Below are 24,469 nucleotides of genomic sequence, written 5' to 3' on the forward strand. Positions count from 1 at the left end.
CAAATTTGGGGAATGGAGAAGCCGGTCGAACGGTGACACCATTTGAATATTGATGAGGGGGTAACAAGGAACATGGCTAGCAATGCTTTTAATGCTCGCAAACAATTTGACCTTAATGGCAAAACGTACAACTATTATGACTTGAAAGCCTTAGAAGAAGCGGGACACGGTAAGATTTCCCGTCTACCTTTCTCGATCCGTATCCTACTTGAATCTCTGCTTCGTCAACACGACGGACGCGTAATCGCTGATGCACACGTAGAGAGTCTTGCGCATTGGGGAACTGAAAAATCAAAAGGGGAAGACGTACCATTCAAACCTTCCCGTGTAATTCTGCAGGACTTCACCGGAGTACCGGCAGTCGTTGACCTCGCCTCTTTGAGAAAAGCGATGGTGGACATGGGTGGCAGCCCGGATAAAATCAACCCGGAAGTACCTGTTGATCTTGTAATTGATCACTCTGTACAAGTCGATAAGTATGGTACTGCTGATTCCTTGAATGTAAACATGGAACTTGAATTTGAACGTAATGAAGAACGCTACGAATTCCTTCACTGGGCACAGAAGGCATTTGATAATTACCGTGCTGTTCCACCTGCAACAGGAATTGTACACCAGGTTAACCTTGAATACATCGCAAACGTTGTCCACGCTCTTGAGAACGAGGACGGTACTTATGATACTTACCCGGATACACTTGTCGGAACCGACTCACATACGACGATGATCAATGGTCTTGGAGTACTAGGATGGGGTGTCGGAGGAATCGAAGCAGAAGCCGGGATGCTCGGACAACCTTCTTATTTCCCTGCTCCGGAAGTAATTGGTGTGAAACTGAACGGCAGCTTCCCACAAGGAACAACGGCTACTGACCTTGCACTGAAAGTCACTCAGAAGCTTCGTGAACAGAACGTCGTTGGTAAATTTGTTGAATTCTTCGGACCTGGTCTTCAGGAAATGCCGCTGGCTGATCGTGCGACGATCTCCAACATGGCTCCTGAATATGGTGCGACATGTGGATTCTTCCCTGTAGATGGAGAAGCGTTGGAATACCTTCGCTTGACCGGCCGCAGCGAAGAGCAGATCCAAATCGTTGAAGAATACTGCAAGAAGAACAATCTTTGGTACGATCCATCCCTTGAAGATCCGGAATTCACTTCATTGGTTGAAATCGATCTCGGAGATTTGGAGCCGAACCTTTCCGGACCGAAGCGTCCACAAGATTTGATTCCACTTTCCAAAATGAAGGAATCTTTTGAGCAGGCGATCACTGGTCCATCCGGAAACCACGGTTTCGGGTTGGATAAGTCCGAATTTGATAAGAAAGCAGAGATCAAGTTCGAAAATGGCGATACGTCAACAATGAAGACAGGTGCTATTGCGATTGCTGCCATTACATCCTGTACGAACACGTCCAACCCACACGTTATGCTGGGGGCTGGATTAGTAGCTAAAAAAGCCGTAGAAAAGGGTCTGGAAGTTCCGGATTACGTGAAGACTTCTCTTGCACCCGGTTCGAAGGTTGTAACGCGTTATCTGGATGATTCCGGATTAATGCAGTATTTGAACCAGCTTGGATTTAACCTTGTCGGTTACGGATGTACGACATGTATCGGTAACTCTGGTCCACTTCTTCCGGAAATCGAAAAAGCGATTGCGGACAGTGATTTGACGGTTTCCTCCGTTCTTTCCGGTAACCGTAACTTTGAAGGACGTATCCACCCGCTTGTAAAAGCGAACTACCTGGCATCACCACCGCTTGTTGTCGCTTATGCACTTGCAGGTACGGTTGATATCGATCTTAAGAATGATCCGATCGGTAAGGATAAAGATGGTAAAGACGTCTATTTCAACGACATCTGGCCGTCTCAGGAAGAAATCAAAGCAGAGATTTCCCGTGTCGTAACGCCGGAAATATTCCGTAAAGAGTACGAGAACGTGTTTAATTCCAACGAAAAGTGGAATGAAATCGATACGACGGACGAACCACTGTATGATTGGAACGATAACTCCACATATATTCAGAATCCGCCGTTCTTCGAAGGTCTATCAAGTGAACCTGAAACGGTTAAACCGGTAACGGGTATGCGTGTGATCGGAAGGTTTGGCGACTCGGTAACGACCGACCACATTTCTCCGGCCGGTGCTATTCCTAAAGACATGCCTGCCGGCGAGTACCTGCAGGAAAATGGCGTAAGCCCTAGAAACTTTAACTCATACGGATCCCGTCGTGGTAACCACGAAGTAATGATGCGCGGAACGTTCGCAAACATTCGTATTCGTAATGAACTTGCTCCTGGAACAGAGGGAGGTTTCACAACTTACTGGCCTACAGAAGAAGTGATGCCGATCTACACAGCAGCTATGAAGTATCAGCAGGACAAAACGCCGTTGATGGTCCTTGCTGGAAACGACTATGGTATGGGCAGCTCCCGTGACTGGGCGGCTAAAGGTACAGACCTTCTGGGGATCAGAACGGTCCTTGCAGAAAGTTTTGAAAGAATCCACCGTTCCAACCTTGTCATGATGGGTGTACTTCCGCTTCAGTTCCAACCAGAAGATTCTATTGAGTCTCTCGGTCTGTCCGGACGTGAAACGTTCGATGTAGAAGTGGGTGAAAGTGTCAAACCTCGCGATCTTGTCAAAGTGACAGCGACCGATGAGGAAGGCAACAAGAAAGAATTTGAAGTAATTGCCCGCTTTGACAGCGAAGTGGAAGTGGATTACTACCGTCACGGTGGTATTCTGCAAATGGTTCTACGAAATAAATTGAGCTGATCCAATGTAAGAAGATCGTCCTTTGGGCGGTCTTCTTCTTCATATAAAATAGGGACTAGAAGGAATAAAAGAATTCCGTTATTCTTATACATAGAAGTAAATGAGTTTCGGACGGGGGCAGGATATAATGAAGCAATGGCTGGCTTTGGCTTTTCTCCTTGTACTTTTCGCCATGGTTTTCCTTCCCGGTTTTGGAGGGGAAGATGAGGAAACGGGTGAGAGGGATACAGAAGAAAAGCAGGGGGCAGGGATGGTGGCTCCGAATGCGCCGGACGGCTTAGAGGTGGGGGAGGCAGCTCCTGATTTCACCGTGGAGACAGTAACGGGAGAGACCGTCCGTCTAAGCGATTACAGGGGAAAGAAAGTGTTTCTTAACTATTGGACGACCTGGTGTCCCCCATGCCGGGAAGAAATGCCCGAAATGCAAAAGTTCTATGAAGCCTTTTCTGATGAAGTGGAGATCCTTGCCGTAAACGGTACCGGCACCGAAGACGGAGGAATAAGTATGGTGAGAGATTTTATCAGCAGCGGGGAATATACATTTCCTGTTCTTCTGGATGAACAGCTCGAAATAAATGAGACATATCAGATCTTAGCTATTCCGACCACTTATTTCATAGGTACAGATGGAATTATCCAAAAAGAGCGGAGAACAGGCCCGATGACTTATGAATTTATGGTGAAGATGAAAGATGCGTTAAATTAGGAATATTTTTATTGTTTAAGGGAAATACTGCTTATTAAAGGAGAGATTCCCATGAGAAGACACAAACCTATATCCCTGGAAGAACGGATTAAAGAAAACATTCGCTCTATTCAGGCAGATGAGAAATTAATGGCACAGATCGATGAACGGATAGAGAAACGCCACCGAGATCGAATGAAACAAATCCCGTCTTAAACTGGGATTTGTTTTTTTTTTGAATTCCTTCATAAAGTGCCGGACGAAGGGGAAAAGTAATCGTTGACCACTGGATGGTTCATTCTTTTTAGGAGGTTCATGAGATGTCTCATAAACAACAGCATATGTCGAATCAAAAGCCAAACCCGGATCATCGGGCTGATAATGTGGAGCGGTTACAGAATCAGGTGCAGAACACGATAGAGAACATAGAAGCGTCAAATGATGTATTAGCCTACGCGACCGAGGAAGAGCGCCAGGACATCGAGAAGAAAAATAAACATCGAAACCAATCTCTTCAGGCTATGAGGGAAGAAATGAAAGATGAATCCAGGCATCAGCAATATTGATGGTAAGCCGTCCTTGTCAGGGACGGCTTTTCATTTCTCGACTTTAAGCGGTGTTCGTCTACATAACTCGTTGTCTGTGATAAAATGAAAGGCGTTGATAGAAAAGGAAGTGATTGGACATGTTAGATAAGTTAAGGCAATGGTCGGATATAGAGGACCAGCCGCCGATTTCTGAAACGGAAGCATTGCGATATTTAAATGAAAACGAATTACAGGATAAAGAGCTGCAGGCCCTGTTGTATGCGGCACTTGCATATCACCGGATTCAAAGACACGATGGAAAGGATGCGCTTGCCGAGCAGTTTATCGATGAGGCAAGAGTCATGGAGGGAAACCATCCGCTTATCCATGATCTATATGAATCCCAACTGCTGCTGCACGCTTATAAGTTATTAAGGGATACGCCGTTTGAACAGTGGTCCCTTCATGAGACAGATCATGATTCTGCAAAGGCGAAAAAGGCAAGAGTTATATATGAGGATATTAAAGAACTACGGGAAACGTGGGATGGGGATCTTGCTGAGAAGACCATTTTGAATGCATCCACTCGTATGAAAATTTACCAGGAAGTCTATCAGGAATTGACAGACCTTGAAACGATGCTGGAGGATGCAATCGCGTCTATAGAGAACCGAAGAATACGGCTCCCTGTCAAAGACATCAATCAGCGAATGCGACGTTTATCCGACGTTCAGGATGAGCTTTTCAAGCGTTTGCCTGATTTTTTGACAGGTGGTGTGTATGGAAGTCCATTAGAAGCTTTCGACAGGATGGTGGGTTTGAAGGATGTAAAGACATACATTCGCAGGTACTACCATTTTCTTAAATATCAGCAAAGAAGGAAAAGCTTTGGTTTTTCCATGGTCGACGAACCGGGTCTGCACATGATTATTACTGGTAATCCAGGAACAGGAAAAACCACGATGGCACGCCTGCTCGCTGATATTTATCATGAACTGGGGATTCTTGAAACGAAAGAGGTAGTGGAAGTAAACCGCTCCCATTTAGTAGGATCTTACGTTGGACAAAGTGAAGAGAACACGATGAATTATGTGAAACAAGCCATCGGAGGAGTGCTTTTTATTGATGAGGCCTATACACTCCGCAGGGAAGGACAGACAGGAAACGACTACGGTCAAGCCGTTATTGATACGCTCGTCTCTGCTATGACAAGCAAAGAATATGGTGGGAAGTTTGCGGTGATTCTTGCTGGTTATCCGGAGGAAATGCGGCAATTCCTATGGTCCAATCCCGGATTACGCAGTAGATTTCCGGAACAGAATCAAATGGAGCTGCCGGATTATCAGATGGACGAACTCATCACGATTGCCGAAGAAACCGCGCTAGATAACGATTTCTTTTTCACAGAAGCAGCTCGAAATGAATTTGTCTCTTTAATTGAAAGAGAGAGGGTCGATGATTCGTTCGGGAATGCACGGACGGTGAAAAATCTCGTTTTGAAAACCGTTTTCCAAAAAGGTGCGAAAGAAGCGGAGAGAGACAAGCACCACTGGCTTGATCATATGAGAATTGACTTGGATGATTTGGATGTAGAGGAATCTTCTGATACCAGCGAACATTCCCCAATGAAGCGCCTTGATTCCTTAATTGGACTTCACAATGTCAAAGAGGAAGTGCGTAAGCTTTCTTCCTTCGTACAAGCGCAGCAAAAACGGAAAGAACAAGGATACCCGGTTGTACCGATTCAGCTACATTCCGTCTTTTCTGGTAACCCGGGAACAGGAAAAACGACGGTGGCTGATATTTATGCAGGGGTCCTTAAAGAATGCGGCTTACTTAAGCGCGGCCACATGGTCGTCGTTTCGAGAAGTGATCTGGTAGCAGGTTATGTCGGGCAAACCGCTATAAAAACGAAGCGTAAGATCAGAGAAGCTCTCGGAGGCGTACTGTTTATCGATGAAGCCTATTCCTTATATAATGGTGGGCGTGACGAATTCGGAAAAGAAGCAATCGAGACACTCGTCGACGAAATGACGAAGCACAATGAAAACTTAGTGGTCATTTTAGCAGGGTATGAGAAGGAAATGGAACAATTGGTTGACAGCAACCCAGGGTTATCATCCCGATTCAAAAAGTATTTCCGTTTTCCTGATTACGCGGAACAGGAACTGCTGCAGATGACACACTATCAATCGGCTCAATACGGCTATCATTTCAATGAATGGACGGAGTCATTTCTTCTTGAGAAGTTCACCGATCATTCTATTCAGGGGAATGGAAGATTTATTCACAATCTAGTCAACGAAGCCATCCAGTTTCAGGCCATCAGGATTCTGGAAGTGGAAGAAGCGGATATGAATGTATTAGAGCTTAATGATTTTGAGAAAGCTTGGAATATGGTACGGAGGGAGTCGTAACGATGAAAATAGTAGAAACGCCGATACAGGTAAGGTATCAGGAAACAGATATGATGGGGGTTGTCTATCATGCAAACTACCTTGTGTGGTTTGAAATCGGCAGGACGAGTTTCATCGAGGGGATCGGTTTCAATTACGCGGAAATAGAGAAGCAAGGAGTCGTTTCTCCTGTCATCGATGCGAATATCAGCTTTAAGAATCCAGTCCGCTACGGAGATGATGTCAAAGTGCGCACATGGATAGCTGCCTACGACGGTCTTCGCGTATCCTATGGCTATGAAGTGGTGCATGCAGACGGGACCCTTGCCGTTTCCGGTGAAACCAAGCACGTTATTGTAAAGAGTGAAAATTTCCGTCCCGTTTCCATCCGGCGTAGTTTTCCCGACTGGCACGACGCATACGTAAATGCAATGGAGCCGTCCTCCTGATGGCTTTCGGAGTGAAGCGTGAAGAATTGATGGAATGGAAGCGCCGTGTCAAAAACGGGGAAATCGCTTTTCTGACACATTTTTGGCTTGATGATCGCTTTCCGGGATGCGATACAGTAACGAAAGTCGGATGTGCAGATATTCAGAAACTGGAGGAGTGGGGCAAGGTACATGGCCTTGACGGCAAATGGATTCACCGTGACCCCCGTTTTCCTCACTTCGACCTTTTCGGGGATCGTCAGTTTGATATCCTCTCTAAGGAAGGATATGGGGAGCACATTCGCAGATTTCGTTTGAAAAAGCAGAAGGAACGCCCTTAAACCAAAAATAAGACGCCATAAGGCGTCTTATTTTTGGTATTCGAAGGAAGGTTCCTTCCATTTTTCATCTAGTTCCACAAGGAGGGAATGGCCGTCGAAATACCATTCATCATCCGCTTCAATGAAAAAGTGAATCGTTCCTGTATCCGTTTGAGCAATTGGATCGACGGGTTCTGACAGGCTGATGGCTAAAGAAAAACCCGGCTGCAGGCCTCCGACACCGCCGTACCGGACATAGAAACGGAGGTGTCCTTCTTCCTCTATGTCAAGCTCGTCTTTGTACCATTTTGCTGCTTCCTCAGTTACTGTTAAATTCATGATTTCATCTCCTGTTCGTTCAGATGGTCTAATAGTGCTGTATCCTGTGTTTCATCTGTTCAAACCTGTTTCTGCATTATTTAAGGCTGCGTTTTTTATCTGGAACAGGATCGAATCCCCCTTTGTGAAAGGGGTGGCATTTCGAGATGCGTCTTACAGTGAGGTAAAAACCTTTAAAGAATCCAAACCGGCGAAAGGCTTCAAGTCCGTATTCGGAACATGTCGGTTGAAATCGGCATGTCGGCGGGAAGAATGGACTGATGCCCTTCCGGTAAAACTGGATCAATGCAATCATTATGTGTTTCATCGCTTGCGAACCTTAGTTTTGTTCCTGTTTCTTATCATAAGTCACCGTTGCTACTGCATCGTGCAGGTGGATGGATTCTTCATTACGACAGGAAACTTTAAATGCCTCCACAAAGTCGTACTCATACAAATCTGCTGCAACTAGACGTACGATATCCTCGACGAAACGAGGGTTTTCATAAGCCTGCTCCGTCACCATTTTCTCATCCGGACGCTTGAGGACCGGATGAATACGTGCACTGGCATTGCTTTCCGCCGCTTCTAAAAGGGCAGCTTTCCAATCTAAGTCCTGCTCATCGTAATCATCGGTTAATTTCACTTCCATCGTGACATTCCCACGCTGGTTATGCGCACTGTATTCACTAATTTCCTTGGAGCAAGGGCATAATGTTGTGATTTTCCCTGTCAATGCAACTGTTATATCATGACCTGTCTCCCCATCATATTCTACCCGTATGGTTGCATCCGCATGGTTCATGCCTGCAAGATCGGAATAAGGTCCTTTCCGTTCAAAAAACCAAGGGAAGGTTACTTCTACTTCTGCGTCTTTTTGTTTCAGGCGTTCCGCAAGTTCCTCTGTGAACTGCTTCAATGTAGCTATATCGACGGCGAAGCCTTCGTTATGATACTTGTCGAGCTGCTCTGTGAAGCGGCTCATATTTGTTCCTTTACTGCCTTTTTCAATCGAAGAACCGAAAGAAAAAGTACCGATGGTTGTTTGGATCTGAGGTGTGAGGTCGCTCGGAATCCGAATCGGATGCTTTACATTCGAAATCCCGACCATATCGATATCAAATAAGAAATCTTTTCTTGAGTTTTGCAGATCGGCCATTTTATCTTTTTCCATAGGCTTTGTGCGCGGTCCCGGTGCTACGGATCCGAAAAGCTTATGGCGCTCTTCTTTAGAAGGAAGTTGTTTGTTTGTATTAAGCTCTGTCTTGTTCATGACAATGACTCCTTTCAGACCTTCAATATATGTGAAAGTATACAATATGTACTTCTAAATATACAACGGAATGCTTGCAGGATGTGCACTATCCTTTAGGGTATGCTATAAAATAAAGCCTATCCCGGAAAGGATAAGCTTCCTTCATGGATATTCACATCCAGGTAATTTTCGGTTCGGTCTTGTCGATGATCCGTTTAATGTTGGATCGGTGCCGATAAATGACGAAAACCGTAAATAATCCAATGATTATACTCAAACCGAAATCTTTGGTGAGAACGGCTGCAATAATGCCGATAACTCCGCTGATCATCGATGACAGGGAGACATATTTACTGATATACAAAAGGATGAAGAAAGATAAGACCAAAATCAGAAATACGAGCGGGTTCACGCCTAAGATGACACCGGCAGATGTAGCGACCGCTTTTCCTCCTTTGAAACCTGCAAAGACAGGATACATATGTCCAATGACTGCAAATATACCTATGACAAGAGGAATGACGTCAGCACCGGCGAAGAAAGGGATTGCTGCAGCCAAGGTTCCTTTCAGAATATCTGATATTGTAACGATGAGGCCAGCTTTCATGCCAAGTACCCGAAACGTATTCGTTCCTCCGAGGTTTCCGCTTCCATGCTCACGGATGTCTGTACCGTAGCCGATTTTTCCAACAATCAGGCCGGAAGGGATCGAGCCTAAAATATAGGCGAGAACTATATATAGAGCATACTCCATGGCGTTCATCTCCTTTCATAGTAATAGTTTATCATGTGTCGTCCAGTTAAAGAACTGTCTGTCCAAATACTTTTTTCCTGCCGCGAGGGCAAAGGAAAAGGCTGTTGGTCCAATTTTCTGCATTTCTAGTATGTACTGATTAAAGGGAGCGAGGTTCGCTCCGACGACTCTTTATTATACCAATTGAACGGTTCATTACAAGTTTTTTTTGGAGCAGTTCTTAGATAAATGGATAGGGGAAACGAACATGGGGGGATTTGACAGACCAAACTTTCCGCTGAAGGTTTATCCATATAGGAAAATGGATATATAAATATGATGCCAGCTAACTTGTTTACAGGAGGAAAACGATGATTACGTTTAAAGATGTGACAAAAACCTATCCGGATGGAACGACGGCGTTAAAAGACGTTAATTTTGACGTTCGTGAAGGAGAACTTCTCGCCCTCATCGGGCCGAGCGGATGCGGTAAAACGACGACGATGAAAATGATCAATCGTCTCATTGAACCGACGGAAGGATTAATAGAGATACATAACAAGGATATTAAAGAGTACAACATTCATGAACTGCGCTGGAACATCGGTTATGTCCTGCAGGAAATCGCTCTGTTTCCACATATGACCATCGAAGAGAATATTGCCGTTGTACCCGAGATGAAAAAATGGAAGAAAAAGGATCTATCGGCCCGTATCGATGAGCTGATGCATATGGTCGGACTGGACCCTGATAAACACAGGAAGCGTAAGCCGAGTGAATTGTCCGGTGGTCAGCAGCAAAGGGTCGGTGTCATACGTGCTCTCGCTGCCGATCCTGAAATCATTTTGATGGACGAACCGTTCAGCGCTCTCGATCCGATCAGCAGAGAGCAGCTTCAAAAGGATATACGTTCGCTTCAGCAGGAGATTAAGAAGACGATTGTTTTCGTTACCCATGATATGGATGAGGCACTGGCACTCGGGGATCGGATCTGCTTGATGAAAGAAGGGGAAATCGTCCAACTGGACACCCCGCAAAACCTTGTCCTTAACCCGGTGAACAGCTTCGTGGAGGATTTCATCGGCTCAAGAAAAACACCGTGGCAGACGGCGGTCGACGTCATTATGGAACAATCCGGTGATGCTGTTTATTCTGTGGACGATTACGAGAGCGGCCGTGTACCGACTCATGGAATGTTTCATCTTCGCAAGTCCGATGGTACGAACGGCGGAGCAGTCATAGATGGACGCCGGGAGGTTGTTCCGGAACTGGATAATGGGATGGTCTTGAAAGATGCAGTTGCCCTGTTTGAGAAACACAAGTATGACAGCCTGCCTGTCGTTCGCGGCAATAAGCTGATCGGAACACTTTCCTATAAAGATATCGTTCTCTTTCTCAAAAGCCAGTCGAAGGAGGAAGAGGTATGAATCAATTCATCGAGGTGTTCAGCCAGAGACAGGACATTCTGCTTGAAAAGATATGGGAACATCTGCAAATCTCCATTATATCACTCGTCATTGCTACGTTGATTTCTGTCCCTCTCGGTTTACTGTTGACGCGCAAACAGAAAATTGCAGAACCGATCATTGGACTTACGGCAGTCCTGCAAACGATCCCCAGCCTTGCGGTCCTGGCTTTTCTTATTCCGCTGTTCGGGATCGGTCAGACACCGGCAGTTATTGCTTTGACCGCCTACGGACTACTTCCGATCCTGCGTAACACGTACACAGGTATCAAAGGGGTCGATCCTGCTTTGAAAGAAGCGGCTACAGGTATGGGCATGTCCTCTTTCCGAAGGTTGTCTAAAGTGGAACTGCCTTTGGCGATGCCGATCATTATGGCAGGAATAAGGACGTCTATGGTCCTGATCGTAGGGACGACGACCATTGCAGCATTAATCGGAGCAGGCGGGCTCGGTGATCTAATTCTGCTTGGGCTCGACCGCGGCGGCGATGCCAATCTCATTCTTCTTGGTGCGATACCTGCGGCGCTGCTTGCCATCCTTCTCGATTTGATTTTGCGTTTATTTGAACGAACATCAGCGAAGTCCGGATTCCGGTCTTTGATCAGTTTACTGGTAATCGCTGCACTTATCGCTGTGGGTCCGCTCGCATTCGGAGGCAAAGGGAAAGATGACCTTGTCCTCGGTGCAAAGCTCGGGTCGGAGCCTGCTATCCTTATCAACATGTATAAGCTTTTGATAGAAGACGAGACCGACCTCCAAGTAGGCTTGCAGGCTAATTTAGGGAAAACGGACCTGGTCTTCAGTGCACTCGAGGAAGGAAGTATTGATATCTATCCGGAGTTCACCGGAACAGCCATTGTATCCCTCCTTGATGAAGAGGCAGAAAGCAACGATAAGAAGGAAGTCTATCTTCAGGCAAAGCGTGGGATGGCAGAAACGTACGATATGGCTTATTTGGAACCGATGGCATTTAATAATACGTACACGGTTGCCACCACGGAAGAAATAGCAGAACGTTACAACCTGGAAACCATGGAAGATTTAAAAGCTGTGGAAGATCAGCTGACTGCAGGTTTCACCTTGGAATTTAACGACCGACAAGACGGCTATCAAGGGATGAAAGAGCTGTACGGACTCGATCTTGCCGAAGTGAGGACCATGGACCCCGGTCTCCGTCAAGGTGCTATATCGAGCGGAGATGTGGATATCATTGACGCTTATGCCACGGATAGTTATATGGTAGAATTAAATCTAAAAGTGTTGGAGGATACGAAGAACCTTTTCCCGCCTTATCAAGGTGCACCATTGATGAAGCAGGAAACACTGGAAGAGTATCCGGAGCTTGAGGAAATCCTGAATCAGTTGTCAGGAAAGATCTCCGATGAAGAAATGAGAGAAATGAACTATCAGGTAGATTATGAAGACCGTTCCCCGGCTGATGTTGCAAGCGAATATTTGGTTGAGGAAGGTTTAATCGAAGAATAGGAGTCGTTAACGTGACCTTTCAAAATCCATCGAAACAAGAGATAAAAGAACTGCTCCAAAACTCGAAGCGTATTGCCGTCATCGGCCTCTCTGATAAGCCGCACCGTACATCGTATCAGGTAAGCGAGGCGATGCAGCAGGCAGGTTATGAAATCATCCCCGTCAATCCGGCTGTTGAGGAAGTGCTCGGTCAAAAAGCAGTAGCAAGCCTTGCGGAGGTGGAGGGACCCATTGACATTATCAATGTCTTTCGACGTTCTGAATATCTTCCTGAAATCGCTGAAGAAGCCAAAAACGTCGATGCGAAAGCGTTCTGGGCTCAACAAGGCGTTATTCACGAGGGAGCTTATGATATACTGAAAGATGATTCCAAACTTGTCATCATGGATTTGTGTATCAAAGTGGCTCATGCCCTTTATCGATGATATATCTGTGATTTTTCGTTTAAATCCCTGCATCTGCGGGGGTTTTTTCGTTTTTTTTGGAAGAATTATGTTTGCGAAACCATATAAAATCGCTACAATATAACAAGCGATGTTTTTTGTTGTCAGTGCAATACACTTTTTTTGAATGAACAACAAGCTTCTCTTAGGGGGTATAAGAAAGGTCAAGGTAATCCCTGACTTATTCCATAGGGTCTCTTGAGGTTCCATATGTAAAATTCGTTTACACAATCGAACGTTTGTTCTATTATGGTAATAGTTGTTGGTTAAGAAAGGAGCCGATGGTAAATTGTCGAGTCAAAATCAAACATACACAGATGATTCCATACAAGTACTAGAGGGACTGGAGGCTGTCCGAAAGCGGCCGGGGATGTATATCGGATCCACCGATCATCGCGGACTCCATCACCTTGTCTATGAAATCGTCGATAACGCCATCGATGAAGCATTGTCTGGTTTCGGCGAACAAATGACTGTCACGCTCCACAAAGATGGAAGTGTTTCTGTCGAGGATGAAGCGCGCGGAATGCCGACGGGAATGCATAAAACAGGAAAGCCGACCCCGGAAGTCATCTTGACTGTCCTGCACGCCGGAGGGAAATTCGGTCAAGGCGGTTATAAGTCGTCGGGAGGTCTGCATGGCGTAGGTGCTTCTGTTGTAAATGCTCTTTCGGAATGGCTGGAAGTTCATATTGCCAGGGACGGAGAGAAGTTCTATCAACGGTTCGAGAACGGCGGTGTTCCGGTTACGTCTCTTGAGAATAAAGGGAAGACGCGGAAGACAGGTACGACTATCCGATTTAAGCCTGATCCGACCATTTTCTCAGTTACGAAGTTCAACCTGGAAACGTTATCGGAAAGGCTTCGCGAAGCGGCTTTTCTTCTAAAGGGGTTCCGAATCATCCTGGTTGATGAACGGAATGAAAAAGTTCAGGAAGTTTATCAATATAACGATGGGTTGGAGTCGTTCGTCGGTTACTTAAACGAGGAGAAAGATACGCTTCATCCTGTCGTGTCATTTGAGGGCAGCCAGTCCGGTATTGAATTGGATTTCGCTTTTCAATTCAATGATGGTTTTGCTGAGAACATCTTGTCCTTCGTAAACAATGTACGGACGAAAGACGGCGGTACCCACGAGTCGGGAGCGAAGACAGCGATTACACGTATTTTTAATGACTATGCAAGAAGAGCACAGCTGTTGAAGGATAAGGATAAGAACCTGGAAGGTAACGATATCAGAGAAGGGTTTACAGCTGTCATTTCTGCGCGTATCCCTGAAGAGCTGCTGCAGTTTGAAGGCCAGACAAAGAGCAAGCTCGGGACATCGGAAGCAAGATCAGCCGTGGACAGTGTCATCGCTGAGAAGCTTTCCTACTTCCTGGAAGAGAATCCGGACATTTCTTCCATGCTGATTAAAAAAGCGATCAAAGCTAAAGAGGCAAGAGAGGCTGCTCGTAAAGCAAGGGAAGATGCGAGATCCGGCAAGAAGAGGAAGCGCAAAGATACGTTGTTGAGCGGGAAGCTGACTCCTGCCCAGTCGAAGAACGCCCAGAAGAATGAGCTCTATCTTGTAGAGGGTGATTCTGCCGGTGGTTCAGCGAAACAAGGAAGGGATCGAAAATTCCAGGCTGTCCTTCCGCTTCGTGGTAAAGTTATCAATACAGAAAAAGCCAAGATTGCTGACATCTTTAAAAATGAAGAGATTTCCACGATCATTCACACAATCGGTGCGGGTGTCGGAGGAGACTTCACATTAGAAGACTGCAATTACGATAAAATCGTCATCATGACCGATGCGGACACTGACGGAGCGCACATTCAGGTGCTTCTTTTGACGTTCTTCTTTCGTTATATGAGGCCGCTTGTAGAAGCTGGCAAAGTCTTCATCGCTCTCCCGCCGTTGTATAAGGTGAGTAAAGGCAAAGGCAAGAAGGAGAAAGTCGAATACGCCTGGGATGAAGAAGGCATGCAGAAATTATTAAAAGAATTCAAGAATGGTTATTCGATCCAACGTTACAAAGGTTTAGGGGAAATGAACGCAGATCAGCTTTGGGAAACGACGATGAATCCGGAATCACGTACATTGATTCGAGTCACCATCGATGATCTTGCTCGTGTAGAACGCCGTGTGACGACACTGATGGGGGATAAAGTAGAACCTCGACGGAAATGGATTGAATCCCACGTCGCTTTCGGAATGGAAGACGAAGCGAATATATTAGAAAATGATAAAATCCAATCGTAAAAGGAGGACCTCCTGTTGTCTGAGGCAGAAAAGTTTTTAGATTTACCATTAGAGGAAGTTCTCGGAGACCGCTTCGGGAGATACAGTAAATACATCATCCAGGAAAGGGCCCTCCCGGATGCAAGGGACGGCTTGAAGCCGGTGCAACGGCGGATTCTTTATGCCATGCACCAAGAGAAAAATACCCATGATAAAGCCTACCGGAAATCGGCAAAAACGGTCGGTACAGTTATTGGTAATTATCACCCGCACGGAGATTCTTCGGTCTATGAAGCAATGGTGCGCTTGAGTCAGACGTGGAAGGTGCGGCATCCGCTTGTGGAAATGCACGGGAACAACGGCAGCGTAGATGGAGATCCGCCCGCGGCCATGCGTTATACAGAAGCCAGACTGTCTGCAATATCTTCGGAGCTCCTGCGGGATATTGAAAAGCAGACGGTTGAATTCATTCCTAACTTCGATGATACGATTGAGGAACCGACCGTTCTTCCTGCCAAGTTTCCCAGTCTGCTTGTAAACGGGTCTACAGGGATATCTGCTGGGTATGCTACCGAGATACCTTCTCATAATTTAGGCGAAGTCATCGATGCGGTAATCATGCGCATCGATAAGCCGAAATCCACAGTCCCTGAATTAATGACGAAGATTCAAGGTCCGGATTTCCCTACGGGCGGTATTATACAGGGGGTTGCCGGAATTCAAAAAGCTTATGAGACCGGCAAAGGTAAAATCGTTCTTCGCGGCCGGGCGGAAATCCAGCAGCAGCGTGGCGGCAAAGAACAGATCGTTATTCATGAAATACCTTATGAAGTGAATAAAGCGAGTATGGTTAAACGGATGGACGAGCTTCGTATTGATAGAAAAGTGGAAGGGATCGCCGAAGTTAGGGATGAGACCGACCGCACGGGCCTGCGGGTGGTTATCGATTTGAAGAAAGATGCAAACAGCGAAGGCGTGCTGAACTACCTTTATAAGCATACGGACCTGCAGATTTCCTACAACTTCAATATGGTTGCCATTCACGAACGGACGCCGAAGTTGATGAGTTTACCTTTGATGCTGGATGCCTATATCCACCACCAGAGAGAAGTAGTGACGAGGCAGTCGATCTACGACTTAAATAAAGCGAAGAAACGTGCGCACATTGTAGAAGGATTAATTAAAGCTATTTCCATCCTCGATGAAGTCATTGCAACCATTCGGTCATCTAAGGATAAAGCAGACGCGAAACACCAATTGATGGTGCAGTATGACTTCAGCGAAGAGCAGGCGGAAGCCATTGTTACGCTCCAGCTCTACCGTCTGACGAACACGGATATTACGGCACTTCAAAAAGAAGCGGCTGAGCTTGCCGACCAAATTGCCTATTTGGAGAAACTGCTTGGTGATGAGAAGGAAATGATGAAGGTCATCAAAGCAGATCTGCGTTCCATGAAAAAACAGTACAGCGAGAACCGCCGTACAACGATCGAAGAGAAAGTGGAAGAACTAAAGGTCGATCTTGAGGTTACCGTTGCAAGTGAGGACGTCATTGTTTCCGTTACGAAAGACGGTTACCTGAAACGGACGAGCCCGCGGTCATACGGTGCCTCGAACGGGGAAGATTTCGCCCTGAAAGACGGAGACCATCTGCTCCGATTGTTCGAGATGAACACAACGGACACCATTCTGTTATTTACGAATCTCGGGAAGTATCTGTTTCTTCCCGTTCATAAACTTCCGGATATACGCTGGAAGGACCTTGGTCAATATATATCCAACATCGTTCAGGTCGATAAGAACGAATTTATTGTGGAAGCCATCCCTATTCGTACATTTGAAGCGGACCGGTACCTCCTCTTCTTTACGAAGAATGGAATGGTGAAGAAGAGCGAATTAGGGTTGTATAAAGCACAGCGGCATTCCAAAGCTTTGGTCGCCATTAACTTGAAGAACGATGATGAAGTAGTGGATGTCCATTTGACAGATGGAAATTCCGATATTTTCATCGCTTCCAATAAAGCATATGGACTATGGTATAAAGAGGAGGAAGTAAATACTGTCGGCCAGCGGGCTTCCGGGGTCAAAGCCATCACGCTTAAGGAAGACGAACAAGTCGTATCCGGACAGGTCTTTAAAGCATCGGAGGACCCTTCCATCCTTCTTTATACCCATCGAGCAGCGGTGAAACGGATGCGTTTGAAAGAATTTGAATGTACAAGTCGAGCCAAACGAGGGCTCATCATGCTGAGAGAGTTGAAGAAAGACCCGCATCAGTTGATTGATGTGCACCTTGTGCAGCGCGACGATCAAATCGTGCTAATGACGGAGAAGGATCAGATAACAGAATTGAAGCCGATGGATTTCAAAGCCAATGACCGCTACAGTAACGGTTCTTACGTCCTTGATACAGAGGAGCATGGCCGGGTGGTCGAAGCATGGCTCAAGTCGGAATATGAAATCCCTTTTCGTGATGAATCCGAGGATACGGATAACGGTTAAGGTATAAGAAGCGCCCTGATATCAGGGTGCTTCTTTTTACCTCGTTGTATTTTCAGAAAAATGTGATAAGATGAATGTATATTCATCGCTTGGAGGTGATGTATGAGTGAGCTTAGGGACAGGATCATTGGACATTCGCTGATCTTATTTGAAAAACATGGGTTTCACGGCGTTTCCGTTCATGAAATCGTGCAGGCTTCCGGTACTTCCAAGGGAGGGTTCTATCACCACTTTCAATCAAAGGATGAACTGCTGTACGTCATTCATGACATGTTTCTTACATATGTATGGAGGGAAGCGAGGGCAGCAGACGACACGCATCCATCTCCGGTTGCCAAGGTACAGGCGATCATACGTGCTTTCGTACACGTATTCGACTTATATCAACCCCACATTTCCGTCTACTATCAAGAGAGCATCTACTTAAAAGCACCCTATGCAGAAAAAATAAATCAAAAACGCGATGAATTTAAGCAGCTGATTTTTCACATTGTGGAGGAAGGGCAGAAGACAGGACATTTCCGAAGGGAGCTTCCTCTTGAAGTTACGGCCATGGCGATACTCGGAATGGTTAACTGGATGTACAAATGGTATAGAAAAGACGGCCCCTATACGATCGAACAGATAGCAGATGTCTACACAGACCTCGTACTTCACCTTTTGTTACCGGGAAGAGAGGACCGGACATATTTTGATCACTTATTGAAGGTGCCTTTTTTTTACGAATAAAAGAAAGCGTTTTCTTTTTTGTTTGATTACAGACCAACCAGTCGGTCTTCCAACTTGTAAGGAGGATATCTATGAATTTTGAATGGACAAAAGAACAGGAAATGACGAGGAACATGGTGCGTGACTTTGCGGATAAAGTTATCGGACCGAGAGCTGTTGCCATTGATAAGAACGCGGAGTTTCCAGAAGATATCTTTAAAGAAATGGGCAAGCTTGGTCTCCTCGGCATTCCGTTCCCGGAAGAGTACGGCGGTTCCGGTGGAGATACGGTGACTTACGCACTTGCTGTAGAAGAAATCGGACGTGTTTGCGGGTCCACAGGACTCAGTTATGCTGCAGCGGTTTCCCTCGGGGCAAGTCCTATCTATTATTTCGGAACAGAAGAGCAGAAACAGACGTTTTTGACACCACTTGCTAAAGGAGAGGGGCTTGCTTCTTTCGGTTTGACGGAGCCGAATGCAGGATCCGATGCCGCTGGCACACAAACCCGCGCGGAACTGAATGGTGATCATTATGTCATCAACGGGGAAAAGTGTTGGATTACTAATGCGGAGTATGCTCGTTCGATAACTGTGACTGCCGTTTCCGGTAAGCGTCCGGACGGGAAAAATATCATCTCTGCTTTCATCATTCCGAAAGATACCAAAGGCATGAAGGTGACGAGTCCGTACGACAAAATGGGAGTACGCGGCAGCAACACATCAGAGATTATTCTTGATCATGTCATAGTACCAAAAGAAAACCTGCTTGGAGATCCGGAGGCAGGATTCAAACAGTTTCTTTATACGCTGGACGGCGGGAGAATATCTATTGCGGCACTTGCTGTCGGTATTGCTCAAGCTGCATTAGACAGGGCTTTAGCCTATGCAAAAGAACGGAAGCAATTTGGCCAACCGATTTCCAAATTTCAAGCTATTCAATTTAAACTGGCCGATATGGCGATGGAAGTCGAGCTTGCAAGGAACATGGTTCATAAGGCGGCTTGGTTGAAGGATAAAGGAAAGCCATTTACGAAAGAATCCGCCTATGCCAAACTGTTCGCCTCTGAAACGGCTTTCCGCGCAGCAAATGAGGCGATTCAGATACACGGAGGATACGGTTATATGCGCGAATATGAAGTGGAACGCTTTCTTCGCGATGCGAAACTCCTGGAAATTGGAGAAGGTACATCAGAAATACAGCGGCTTGTTATCGCCCGCTCATTAGGCTGTTAATTAAAGGAAGGAGGAAGCGTTATGGCTTTATTGGAACAGACCGTTGGGGAACTCTTGTCAGAAAAAGCAGCGCAGCATCCGGATCAGGAGGCTTTTGTCTATCCTGGTTTGTCGATAAGGAAAACTTACAGGGAATTTGAAGAAATGACGGATGAAGTGGCTAAAGGCCTGATGGCTCTTGGTGTTGAAAAGGGAGAACATATAGCTATTTGGGCGGACAACAAGCCGGAATGGCTATTAAGCCAGTTTGCCTCCGGAAAAATGGGTGGCGTTCTCGTAACCGTCAATACGAACTACCGAACTCAGGAACTGGAATACTTATTGAAGCAGTCAGATGCTTCCACTATCATTCTTGCAGAGGATTTCAGGGGAACGTCCTATATGGATATTTTGAAAGAAATCTGTCCTGAGCTTGAAACATGTGAGAAAGGCGCTTTGGAAAGCGAACGACTTCCATTTCTAAAGAATGTCATCGTATTAAGCGAGCGCTCATATAAAGGATGCTACAACTGGCAGGATCTTCTCGATATGGGACTGACTGTTTCAAACGAGGATCTCTCAGAAAGAAAAGAGACGCTTCATTTCCGGGATGTCATTAATATGCAGTACACTTCCGGGACGACAGGGTTCCCTAAAGGCGTCATGTTAAGTCACCATAACATCGTGAATAACGGAAACCAGGTGGCCGACTGCATGCGGCTTACAAACGAAGACCGCCTATGTATACCGGTTCCTTTCTTCCACTGCTTCGGATGCGTACTAGGAACTTTGGCGGCGGTTTCTAAAGGCGCGACAATGGTTATTTTAGAGCAGTTCGATCCTCTGGAAGTATTAAAAGCGGTTACGAACGAATCTTGTACAGCGCTTCATGGTGTCCCGACGATGTTCATTGCTGAATTGAACCATGAAGATTTCGAAAAATGGAAACCGACAACCCTCCGTACCGGCATCATGGCAGGTTCGACTTGTCCGATGGAAGTGATGAAGCGGGTGATGGACGACATGGGTGCAGGAGAAATAACCATTGCATACGGACAGACGGAATCCTCCCCGGTGATTACTCAAACGAGAGCCGATGACCCGATCGACCTTCGTGTGACGAGCGTCGGCCGCGTCCATCCGCATGTCGAAGTGAAAATAATCGAACCGGCCACCGGAGAAGAGCTTCCTCCGGGTGTACCAGGTGAACTGTGCACACGCGGATATTTAGTAATGGCAGGATATTATAAGAATGAAGAGGCAACGGAAGCGGCTGTTGATCCGGACGGATGGCTGCATACGGGAGATGTTGCTGTCTGCAGTACGGAAGGATATATCGAAATTACCGGAAGAATCAAGGACATGATCATCCGTGGAGGCGAAAACGTCTATCCCAGAGAAATCGAAGAGTTCTTATATAAACATCCGGACGTTCTCGATGTACAGATCGTTGGAGTGCCTGATGAGAAATTCGGGGAAGAAGTCATGGCATTTCTCATTCCAAAGGCAAACGTCACATTGGCAGAAGAGGATATTCGTGCGTTTTGTTCAGGCAGTATATCGAAACATAAAATTCCGAAGTATATCTGTTTCGTAGAGGAGTTTCCGATGACGGCCAGCGGTAAAATACAAAAATTCCGTTTAAGGGAAAGCGCGCTTGAAATACTGCAAACAGAAACGTGAGGAGGAAACACCTATGTTTTCCAAAGTATTGATTGCCAACCGGGGAGAAATTGCTGCCAGGATCATTCGGACGTGCAGGAAGATGGGCATTCAAACGGTCGCTGTTTATTCGGAAGCGGACCAGGACAGTGCGTATGTATCCATGGCAGACGAAAGCTACCTTATCGGTAAACCAAGAGTAAGCGAATCTTATTTAAATGCGGATAAAATTCTCGACGTCGCTGTAAAGTGCGGCGCACAGGCCGTTCATCCCGGGTATGGTCTATTAAGCGAACATGCAGGTTTTGCGAGGAAGGTGGAAGAAGAAGGGATGACTTTTATCGGTCCTCCTTCAAAGGTTATTGCCAAGATGGGAGACAAAGTAGAAGCTAGAGCGGAAATGAAAAGTGCTGGTGTTCCGATTATCCCCGGTACGGATGGTTCGGTTGATTCTGTGGAAGATGCAAAGAGAATCGCAGATGAATTCGGCTATCCAGTCATGCTGAAGGCAGCGGCAGGCGGCGGAGGGATCGGTATGCAGGCGGTCCATAATGAGCAGGAATTGGAAAAGGCATTCGCAGGGAACTCGAAACGGGCGGAGACATTTTTCGGAGACGGCAAGATGTTCTTAGAAAAACTGATTGACAAGCCGCGCCATATAGAGATTCAGGTGCTCGCTGACGAACACGGGAATGCCATACATTTATTTGAGCGGGAATGTTCGATTCAACGCAGGCATCAAAAAGTACTCGAAGAAGCACCATCCCCGTCTCTATCTGAAGCAACGCGGGAAAAGATGTATAGAAGTGCTCTGAAAGCGGTGGAAAGTCTCGGCTACACGAATGCGGGTACGCTTGAATTTCTCGTAGACCAGGAAGAGAACCACTATTTCCTGGAAATGAATACGCGTTTGCAGGTGGAACATCCCGTTACAGAAGAAATTACAGGGGTGGATATTGTTGAGCAGCAGCTGCGCATTGCAGCTAAGGAGCCGTTGTCCTTTGGACAGGAGGATGTACAAAGGAATGGGCATGCGATAGAAGTGAGGATTTATGCGGAAGACTCCAATACTTTCTATCCCTCTCCCGGCAAACTCACAAAGCTTCGTCTTCCCGAAGGAGATGGAATCCGTCATGAGACGGCCATCTGTGAAGGTTCTGAAGTCACCCCTTTCTACGATCCAATGATTGCGAAATTAATAGTCCACGGCGGGGACCGTAAAGAAGCCGTAGAACGACTGACGCAAGCCGTGCATGCGTATGAAATAGAAGGAATTAAGTCAAATTTGATGATGTTGAAGCGGATCGTTACGCATGAGAACTTCATCATTGGCGACACGAAAACAGATTTTATTGAGGTCCATTATTTACCGACGTTAACGAAATGAGGAGGATGAAGAGATGAAGGAAGTGAAGGCTTCGATGGCAGGAAGTGTATGGAAATTGGTAGCAAAAGAAGGAGATTCGATAGAGGACGGGCAGGATGTCGTAATCTTGGAGTCAATGAAAATGGAGATACCAATCACGGCAGAATACTCCGGTGTCCTAAAGGAGATGAAGGTTGCAGAAGGCGACTTTGTCAATGAAGGAGATACGATCGCAGTCATTGAATAGGAGGGTCCTATGATCTCATTCCCTGAGAAAGTAAAGATAAAGGAAGTCGGTCCGCGCGACGGGTTACAGAATGAAGCGGTAGAGGTTCCATGGGAGCGGAAGGTGGAATGGATAAATCTTCTTTCTGCTGCCGGGTATGAATATATTGAATTCAGTTCTTTCGTTCATCCGAAGTGGATTCCACAACTGAAGGATGCTGATATAGTGGCGCGGTCCATCGACAGAAATCCCGGAACGACCTACGCTGCTCTCGTTCCGAATGTAAAGGGGTTGCGCAAAGCGCTGGATAACGGTGTCGATGAAGTAGCTGTCTTTATGTCGGCGAGTGAAACACACAATAAGAAGAATATCAACAAAACCATCAACGAGACGTATCCTGTTCTGCAAGAAGTCATCACAGAGTCCAAGCAGGAAGGAAAAAAGGTAAGGGGTTATATTTCTTGTGTATTCGGTTGCCCTTATGAAGGACATGTCCCATTCGAGCAGACAGCAGCAGTCGCAAAGACACTTTTGAAGATGGGGGTGGACGAAATATCTCTCGGCGATACCATCGGGACGGCCGATCCGAAGCAGGTCGACCTTTTTCTTGAGTACATGAAAGAGAGAGTCTCTTTGGAACATGCGGCGCTCCATTTTCATAATACCAACGGAATGGCGCTTGCAAATGTGACGGTGGCTCTTCAACATGGAATCACCATCTTTGATGCATCTCTCGGCGGGCTTGGTGGATGTCCCTATGCCGAGGGAGCTTCAGGAAATCTTGCAACAGATGACCTCGTTCACATGCTTCATCGTATGGGGATCGAGACGGGAATTAATGAAGAAAAACTAAGGAAGGCAGCTGCCTTCCTTGAGCAAGAGCTCGGAAAACGTCTGCCGAGCCATCAAAGACAGATAGCCGCTAAAGAGGAGGTAGGTTGATGGATACGTTCACGAAACTGGAGGCTTTGGATACCCATGTGTATCTGCTGACATTAAACAGACCATCGAGTGCCAATGCCCTTTCCAGCGGGTTATTGGATGAATTGGAAGAAACGCTCAAAGATATTCAGCGGCGGCCGGAGATACGTGTGCTTTTAATAACAGGGAGCGGAAACAAAGCATTCTCCGCAGGCGCTGATTTGAAAGAACGGGCGGAAATGGGCGAAAAAGAGGTATTGGCGGCAGTGGAGAAGATCGGCAGTACGTTTCGACTTCTGGAAACGTTGTCCATTCCAACGATTGCAGTAATGAACGGTGCTGCTTATGGAGGCGGGCTTGAGCTTGCTCTTGCCTGCGATATCCGGTTTATGAGCAGTTCTGCAAAAGCAGGGTTGACGGAAACGTCGCTTGCCATCATTCCGGGCGCGGGAGGTACGCAGCGCCTGCCCCGCCTAATCGGACCAGGGAAAGCAAAAGCTATGATCTACTCTGCAAAGCCGGTGGAGGCGGATAAAGCTCACGCCATCGGTCTTGTCGAATATGTGTATGAGCCGCAGTTCTTATTATCTGAAGCAAAAGATTTCGCCTGTGCCATCGCACGCAATGCACCAACAGCACTGAAACAGGCAAAAAAAGCGATTCAGGAAGGGCTGGATACAGATCTGGAAGCCGGCTTGAAAATCGAACACTCCTGCTACGAAGTAACCATTCCCACCAAAGACCGCCTGGAAGGGTTGAATGCATTTAAAGAAAAAAGGAAGCCGGATTATAAAGGAGAATAAACGTGGAGAA

At 46.3% G+C, this 24,469-nt stretch carries 23 protein-coding genes; 19 read left to right on the forward strand and 4 right to left on the reverse strand.

Annotation, left to right across the window (positions count from 1 at the left end; all coding sequences use genetic code 11):
* Positions 1-72: 72 nt before the first annotated feature.
* From acnA to AXG56_RS04940, 7 genes are all read left to right on the forward strand, one after another.
* On the forward strand, positions 73-2,778 hold the full coding sequence (acnA, locus tag AXG56_RS04915) for an aconitate hydratase AcnA (RefSeq protein ID WP_062513440.1): 2,706 nt from the start codon (positions 73-75) through the stop codon (positions 2,776-2,778).
* 127 nt (positions 2,779-2,905) lie between these two features.
* On the forward strand, positions 2,906-3,484 hold the full coding sequence (locus AXG56_RS04920) for a redoxin domain-containing protein (protein WP_062513442.1): 579 nt from the start codon (positions 2,906-2,908) through the stop codon (positions 3,482-3,484).
* A gap of 51 nt (positions 3,485-3,535) precedes the next feature.
* Complete coding sequence (locus AXG56_RS19280) at positions 3,536-3,679, forward strand: FbpB family small basic protein (protein WP_008638210.1); 144 nt, start codon at positions 3,536-3,538, stop codon at positions 3,677-3,679.
* A gap of 125 nt (positions 3,680-3,804) precedes the next feature.
* On the forward strand, positions 3,805-4,029 hold the full coding sequence (gene tlp / locus AXG56_RS04925) for a small acid-soluble spore protein Tlp (RefSeq protein WP_026577425.1): 225 nt from the start codon (positions 3,805-3,807) through the stop codon (positions 4,027-4,029).
* Between the two features lie 119 nt (positions 4,030-4,148).
* Positions 4,149-6,407 carry an AAA family ATPase gene (locus AXG56_RS04930; protein ID WP_062513444.1) on the forward strand — a complete coding sequence of 753 codons (2,259 nt, stop codon included), beginning with the start codon at positions 4,149-4,151 and terminating at the stop codon, positions 6,405-6,407.
* 2 nt (positions 6,408-6,409) lie between these two features.
* Positions 6,410-6,835, forward strand: coding sequence for a thioesterase family protein (locus tag AXG56_RS04935; protein ID WP_008638202.1), 426 nt, complete (start codon positions 6,410-6,412; stop codon positions 6,833-6,835).
* Positions 6,835-7,155 carry a hypothetical protein gene (locus tag AXG56_RS04940; RefSeq protein ID WP_026577422.1) on the forward strand — a complete coding sequence of 107 codons (321 nt, stop codon included), beginning with the start codon at positions 6,835-6,837 and terminating at the stop codon, positions 7,153-7,155. Before AXG56_RS04935 ends, AXG56_RS04940 begins: the two co-directional genes overlap by 1 nt.
* Positions 7,156-7,182: 27 nt before the next feature.
* Here AXG56_RS04940 and AXG56_RS04945 read toward each other — a convergent pair whose 3' ends face one another.
* The 4 genes from AXG56_RS04945 to plsY all read right to left on the reverse strand — a co-directional run bounded on the left by AXG56_RS04945 (position 7,183) and on the right by plsY (position 9,461).
* Positions 7,183-7,473, reverse strand: coding sequence for a HesB/YadR/YfhF family protein (locus AXG56_RS04945; RefSeq protein WP_026577421.1), 291 nt, complete (start codon positions 7,471-7,473; stop codon positions 7,183-7,185).
* Positions 7,474-7,549: 76 nt separating this feature from the next.
* Positions 7,550-7,780 (reverse strand): membrane protein insertion efficiency factor YidD, encoded by a 231-nt coding sequence (gene yidD / locus AXG56_RS19095; protein ID WP_008638194.1) that lies wholly within the window; start codon positions 7,778-7,780, stop codon positions 7,550-7,552.
* A 12-nt stretch (positions 7,781-7,792) separates the two neighbouring features.
* On the reverse strand, positions 7,793-8,725 hold the full coding sequence (gene folE2 / locus AXG56_RS04950; protein ID WP_039871546.1) for a GTP cyclohydrolase FolE2: 933 nt from the start codon (positions 8,723-8,725) through the stop codon (positions 7,793-7,795).
* A gap of 154 nt (positions 8,726-8,879) precedes the next feature.
* A complete protein-coding gene (gene plsY, locus AXG56_RS04955) occupies positions 8,880-9,461 on the reverse strand; it encodes a glycerol-3-phosphate 1-O-acyltransferase PlsY (protein ID WP_008638189.1) in 582 nt (193 codons plus the stop codon).
* Positions 9,462-9,811: 350 nt separating this feature from the next.
* Between plsY and AXG56_RS04960 the strand changes: the two genes are divergently transcribed.
* The 12 genes from AXG56_RS04960 to AXG56_RS05015 all read left to right on the forward strand — a co-directional run bounded on the left by AXG56_RS04960 (position 9,812) and on the right by AXG56_RS05015 (position 24,459).
* Positions 9,812-10,867, forward strand: a complete 1,056-nt coding sequence (locus AXG56_RS04960; protein ID WP_062513446.1) for an ABC transporter ATP-binding protein — start codon at positions 9,812-9,814, stop codon at positions 10,865-10,867.
* On the forward strand, positions 10,864-12,390 hold the full coding sequence (locus tag AXG56_RS04965; RefSeq protein WP_062513449.1) for an ABC transporter permease/substrate-binding protein: 1,527 nt from the start codon (positions 10,864-10,866) through the stop codon (positions 12,388-12,390). The genes AXG56_RS04960 and AXG56_RS04965 overlap by 4 nt, the downstream gene beginning before the upstream one ends.
* A gap of 11 nt (positions 12,391-12,401) precedes the next feature.
* The gene (locus AXG56_RS04970) at positions 12,402-12,815 is read left to right on the forward strand and encodes a CoA-binding protein (protein WP_062513451.1); all 414 of its coding nucleotides are present in this window, start codon (positions 12,402-12,404) and stop codon (positions 12,813-12,815) included.
* Positions 12,816-13,122: 307 nt separating this feature from the next.
* Positions 13,123-15,078, forward strand: a complete 1,956-nt coding sequence (gene parE / locus AXG56_RS04975; protein ID WP_026577416.1) for a DNA topoisomerase IV subunit B — start codon at positions 13,123-13,125, stop codon at positions 15,076-15,078.
* Positions 15,079-15,093: 15 nt separating this feature from the next.
* Positions 15,094-17,559: a DNA topoisomerase IV subunit A gene (parC, locus tag AXG56_RS04980; protein ID WP_062513453.1), complete on the forward strand. Its 2,466-nt coding sequence runs from the start codon at positions 15,094-15,096 to the stop codon at positions 17,557-17,559.
* Between the two features lie 102 nt (positions 17,560-17,661).
* The gene (locus tag AXG56_RS04985; RefSeq protein WP_008638179.1) at positions 17,662-18,288 is read left to right on the forward strand and encodes a TetR/AcrR family transcriptional regulator; all 627 of its coding nucleotides are present in this window, start codon (positions 17,662-17,664) and stop codon (positions 18,286-18,288) included.
* Between the two features lie 71 nt (positions 18,289-18,359).
* Positions 18,360-19,502, forward strand: a complete 1,143-nt coding sequence (locus AXG56_RS04990) for an acyl-CoA dehydrogenase (RefSeq protein ID WP_008638178.1) — start codon at positions 18,360-18,362, stop codon at positions 19,500-19,502.
* 21 nt (positions 19,503-19,523) lie between these two features.
* A complete protein-coding gene (locus tag AXG56_RS04995) occupies positions 19,524-21,164 on the forward strand; it encodes an AMP-binding protein (RefSeq protein ID WP_008638176.1) in 1,641 nt (546 codons plus the stop codon).
* Positions 21,165-21,177: 13 nt separating this feature from the next.
* Entirely contained in the window at positions 21,178-22,530 is a 1,353-nt protein-coding gene (locus AXG56_RS05000) for an acetyl/propionyl/methylcrotonyl-CoA carboxylase subunit alpha (RefSeq protein WP_062513455.1), read from the forward strand.
* Positions 22,531-22,543: 13 nt separating this feature from the next.
* Complete coding sequence (locus tag AXG56_RS05005) at positions 22,544-22,756, forward strand: acetyl-CoA carboxylase biotin carboxyl carrier protein subunit (RefSeq protein ID WP_008638172.1); 213 nt, start codon at positions 22,544-22,546, stop codon at positions 22,754-22,756.
* A gap of 9 nt (positions 22,757-22,765) precedes the next feature.
* Positions 22,766-23,677, forward strand: coding sequence for a hydroxymethylglutaryl-CoA lyase (locus tag AXG56_RS05010; protein WP_062513457.1), 912 nt, complete (start codon positions 22,766-22,768; stop codon positions 23,675-23,677).
* On the forward strand, positions 23,677-24,459 hold the full coding sequence (locus AXG56_RS05015) for an enoyl-CoA hydratase-related protein (RefSeq protein ID WP_062513460.1): 783 nt from the start codon (positions 23,677-23,679) through the stop codon (positions 24,457-24,459). Before AXG56_RS05010 ends, AXG56_RS05015 begins: the two co-directional genes overlap by 1 nt.
* The last annotated feature ends 10 nt before the right edge of the window (positions 24,460-24,469 follow it).

It is taken from the genome of Halobacillus sp. KGW1 (assembly GCF_001592845.1).
Lineage (GTDB): Bacteria > Bacillota > Bacilli > Bacillales > Halobacillaceae > Halobacillus.

Bases quoted from the DNA above. Each gene is read 5' to 3' on its own strand.
- acnA (WP_062513440.1), top strand. From the start codon at position 73: ATGGCTAGCAATGCTTTTAATGCTCGCAAACAATTTGACCTTAATGGC.
- AXG56_RS04920 (WP_062513442.1), top strand. From the start codon at position 2,906: ATGAAGCAATGGCTGGCTTTGGCTTTTCTCCTTGTACTTTTCGCCATG.
- AXG56_RS19280 (WP_008638210.1), top strand. From the start codon at position 3,536: ATGAGAAGACACAAACCTATATCCCTGGAAGAACGGATTAAAGAAAAC.
- tlp (WP_026577425.1), top strand. From the start codon at position 3,805: ATGTCGAATCAAAAGCCAAACCCGGATCATCGGGCTGATAATGTGGAG.
- AXG56_RS04930 (WP_062513444.1), top strand. From the start codon at position 4,149: ATGTTAGATAAGTTAAGGCAATGGTCGGATATAGAGGACCAGCCGCCG.
- AXG56_RS04935 (WP_008638202.1), top strand. From the start codon at position 6,410: ATGAAAATAGTAGAAACGCCGATACAGGTAAGGTATCAGGAAACAGAT.
- AXG56_RS04940 (WP_026577422.1), top strand. From the start codon at position 6,835: ATGGCTTTCGGAGTGAAGCGTGAAGAATTGATGGAATGGAAGCGCCGT.
- AXG56_RS04945 (WP_026577421.1), bottom strand. From the start codon at position 7,473: ATGAATTTAACAGTAACTGAGGAAGCAGCAAAATGGTACAAAGACGAG.
- yidD (WP_008638194.1), bottom strand. From the start codon at position 7,780: ATGAAACACATAATGATTGCATTGATCCAGTTTTACCGGAAGGGCATC.
- folE2 (WP_039871546.1), bottom strand. From the start codon at position 8,725: ATGAACAAGACAGAGCTTAATACAAACAAACAACTTCCTTCTAAAGAA.
- plsY (WP_008638189.1), bottom strand. From the start codon at position 9,461: ATGGAGTATGCTCTATATATAGTTCTCGCCTATATTTTAGGCTCGATC.
- AXG56_RS04960 (WP_062513446.1), top strand. From the start codon at position 9,812: ATGATTACGTTTAAAGATGTGACAAAAACCTATCCGGATGGAACGACG.
- AXG56_RS04965 (WP_062513449.1), top strand. From the start codon at position 10,864: ATGAATCAATTCATCGAGGTGTTCAGCCAGAGACAGGACATTCTGCTT.
- AXG56_RS04985 (WP_008638179.1), top strand. From the start codon at position 17,662: ATGAGTGAGCTTAGGGACAGGATCATTGGACATTCGCTGATCTTATTT.
- AXG56_RS04990 (WP_008638178.1), top strand. From the start codon at position 18,360: ATGAATTTTGAATGGACAAAAGAACAGGAAATGACGAGGAACATGGTG.
- AXG56_RS04995 (WP_008638176.1), top strand. From the start codon at position 19,524: ATGGCTTTATTGGAACAGACCGTTGGGGAACTCTTGTCAGAAAAAGCA.
- AXG56_RS05000 (WP_062513455.1), top strand. From the start codon at position 21,178: ATGTTTTCCAAAGTATTGATTGCCAACCGGGGAGAAATTGCTGCCAGG.
- AXG56_RS05005 (WP_008638172.1), top strand. From the start codon at position 22,544: ATGAAGGAAGTGAAGGCTTCGATGGCAGGAAGTGTATGGAAATTGGTA.
- AXG56_RS05010 (WP_062513457.1), top strand. From the start codon at position 22,766: ATGATCTCATTCCCTGAGAAAGTAAAGATAAAGGAAGTCGGTCCGCGC.
- AXG56_RS05015 (WP_062513460.1), top strand. From the start codon at position 23,677: ATGGATACGTTCACGAAACTGGAGGCTTTGGATACCCATGTGTATCTG.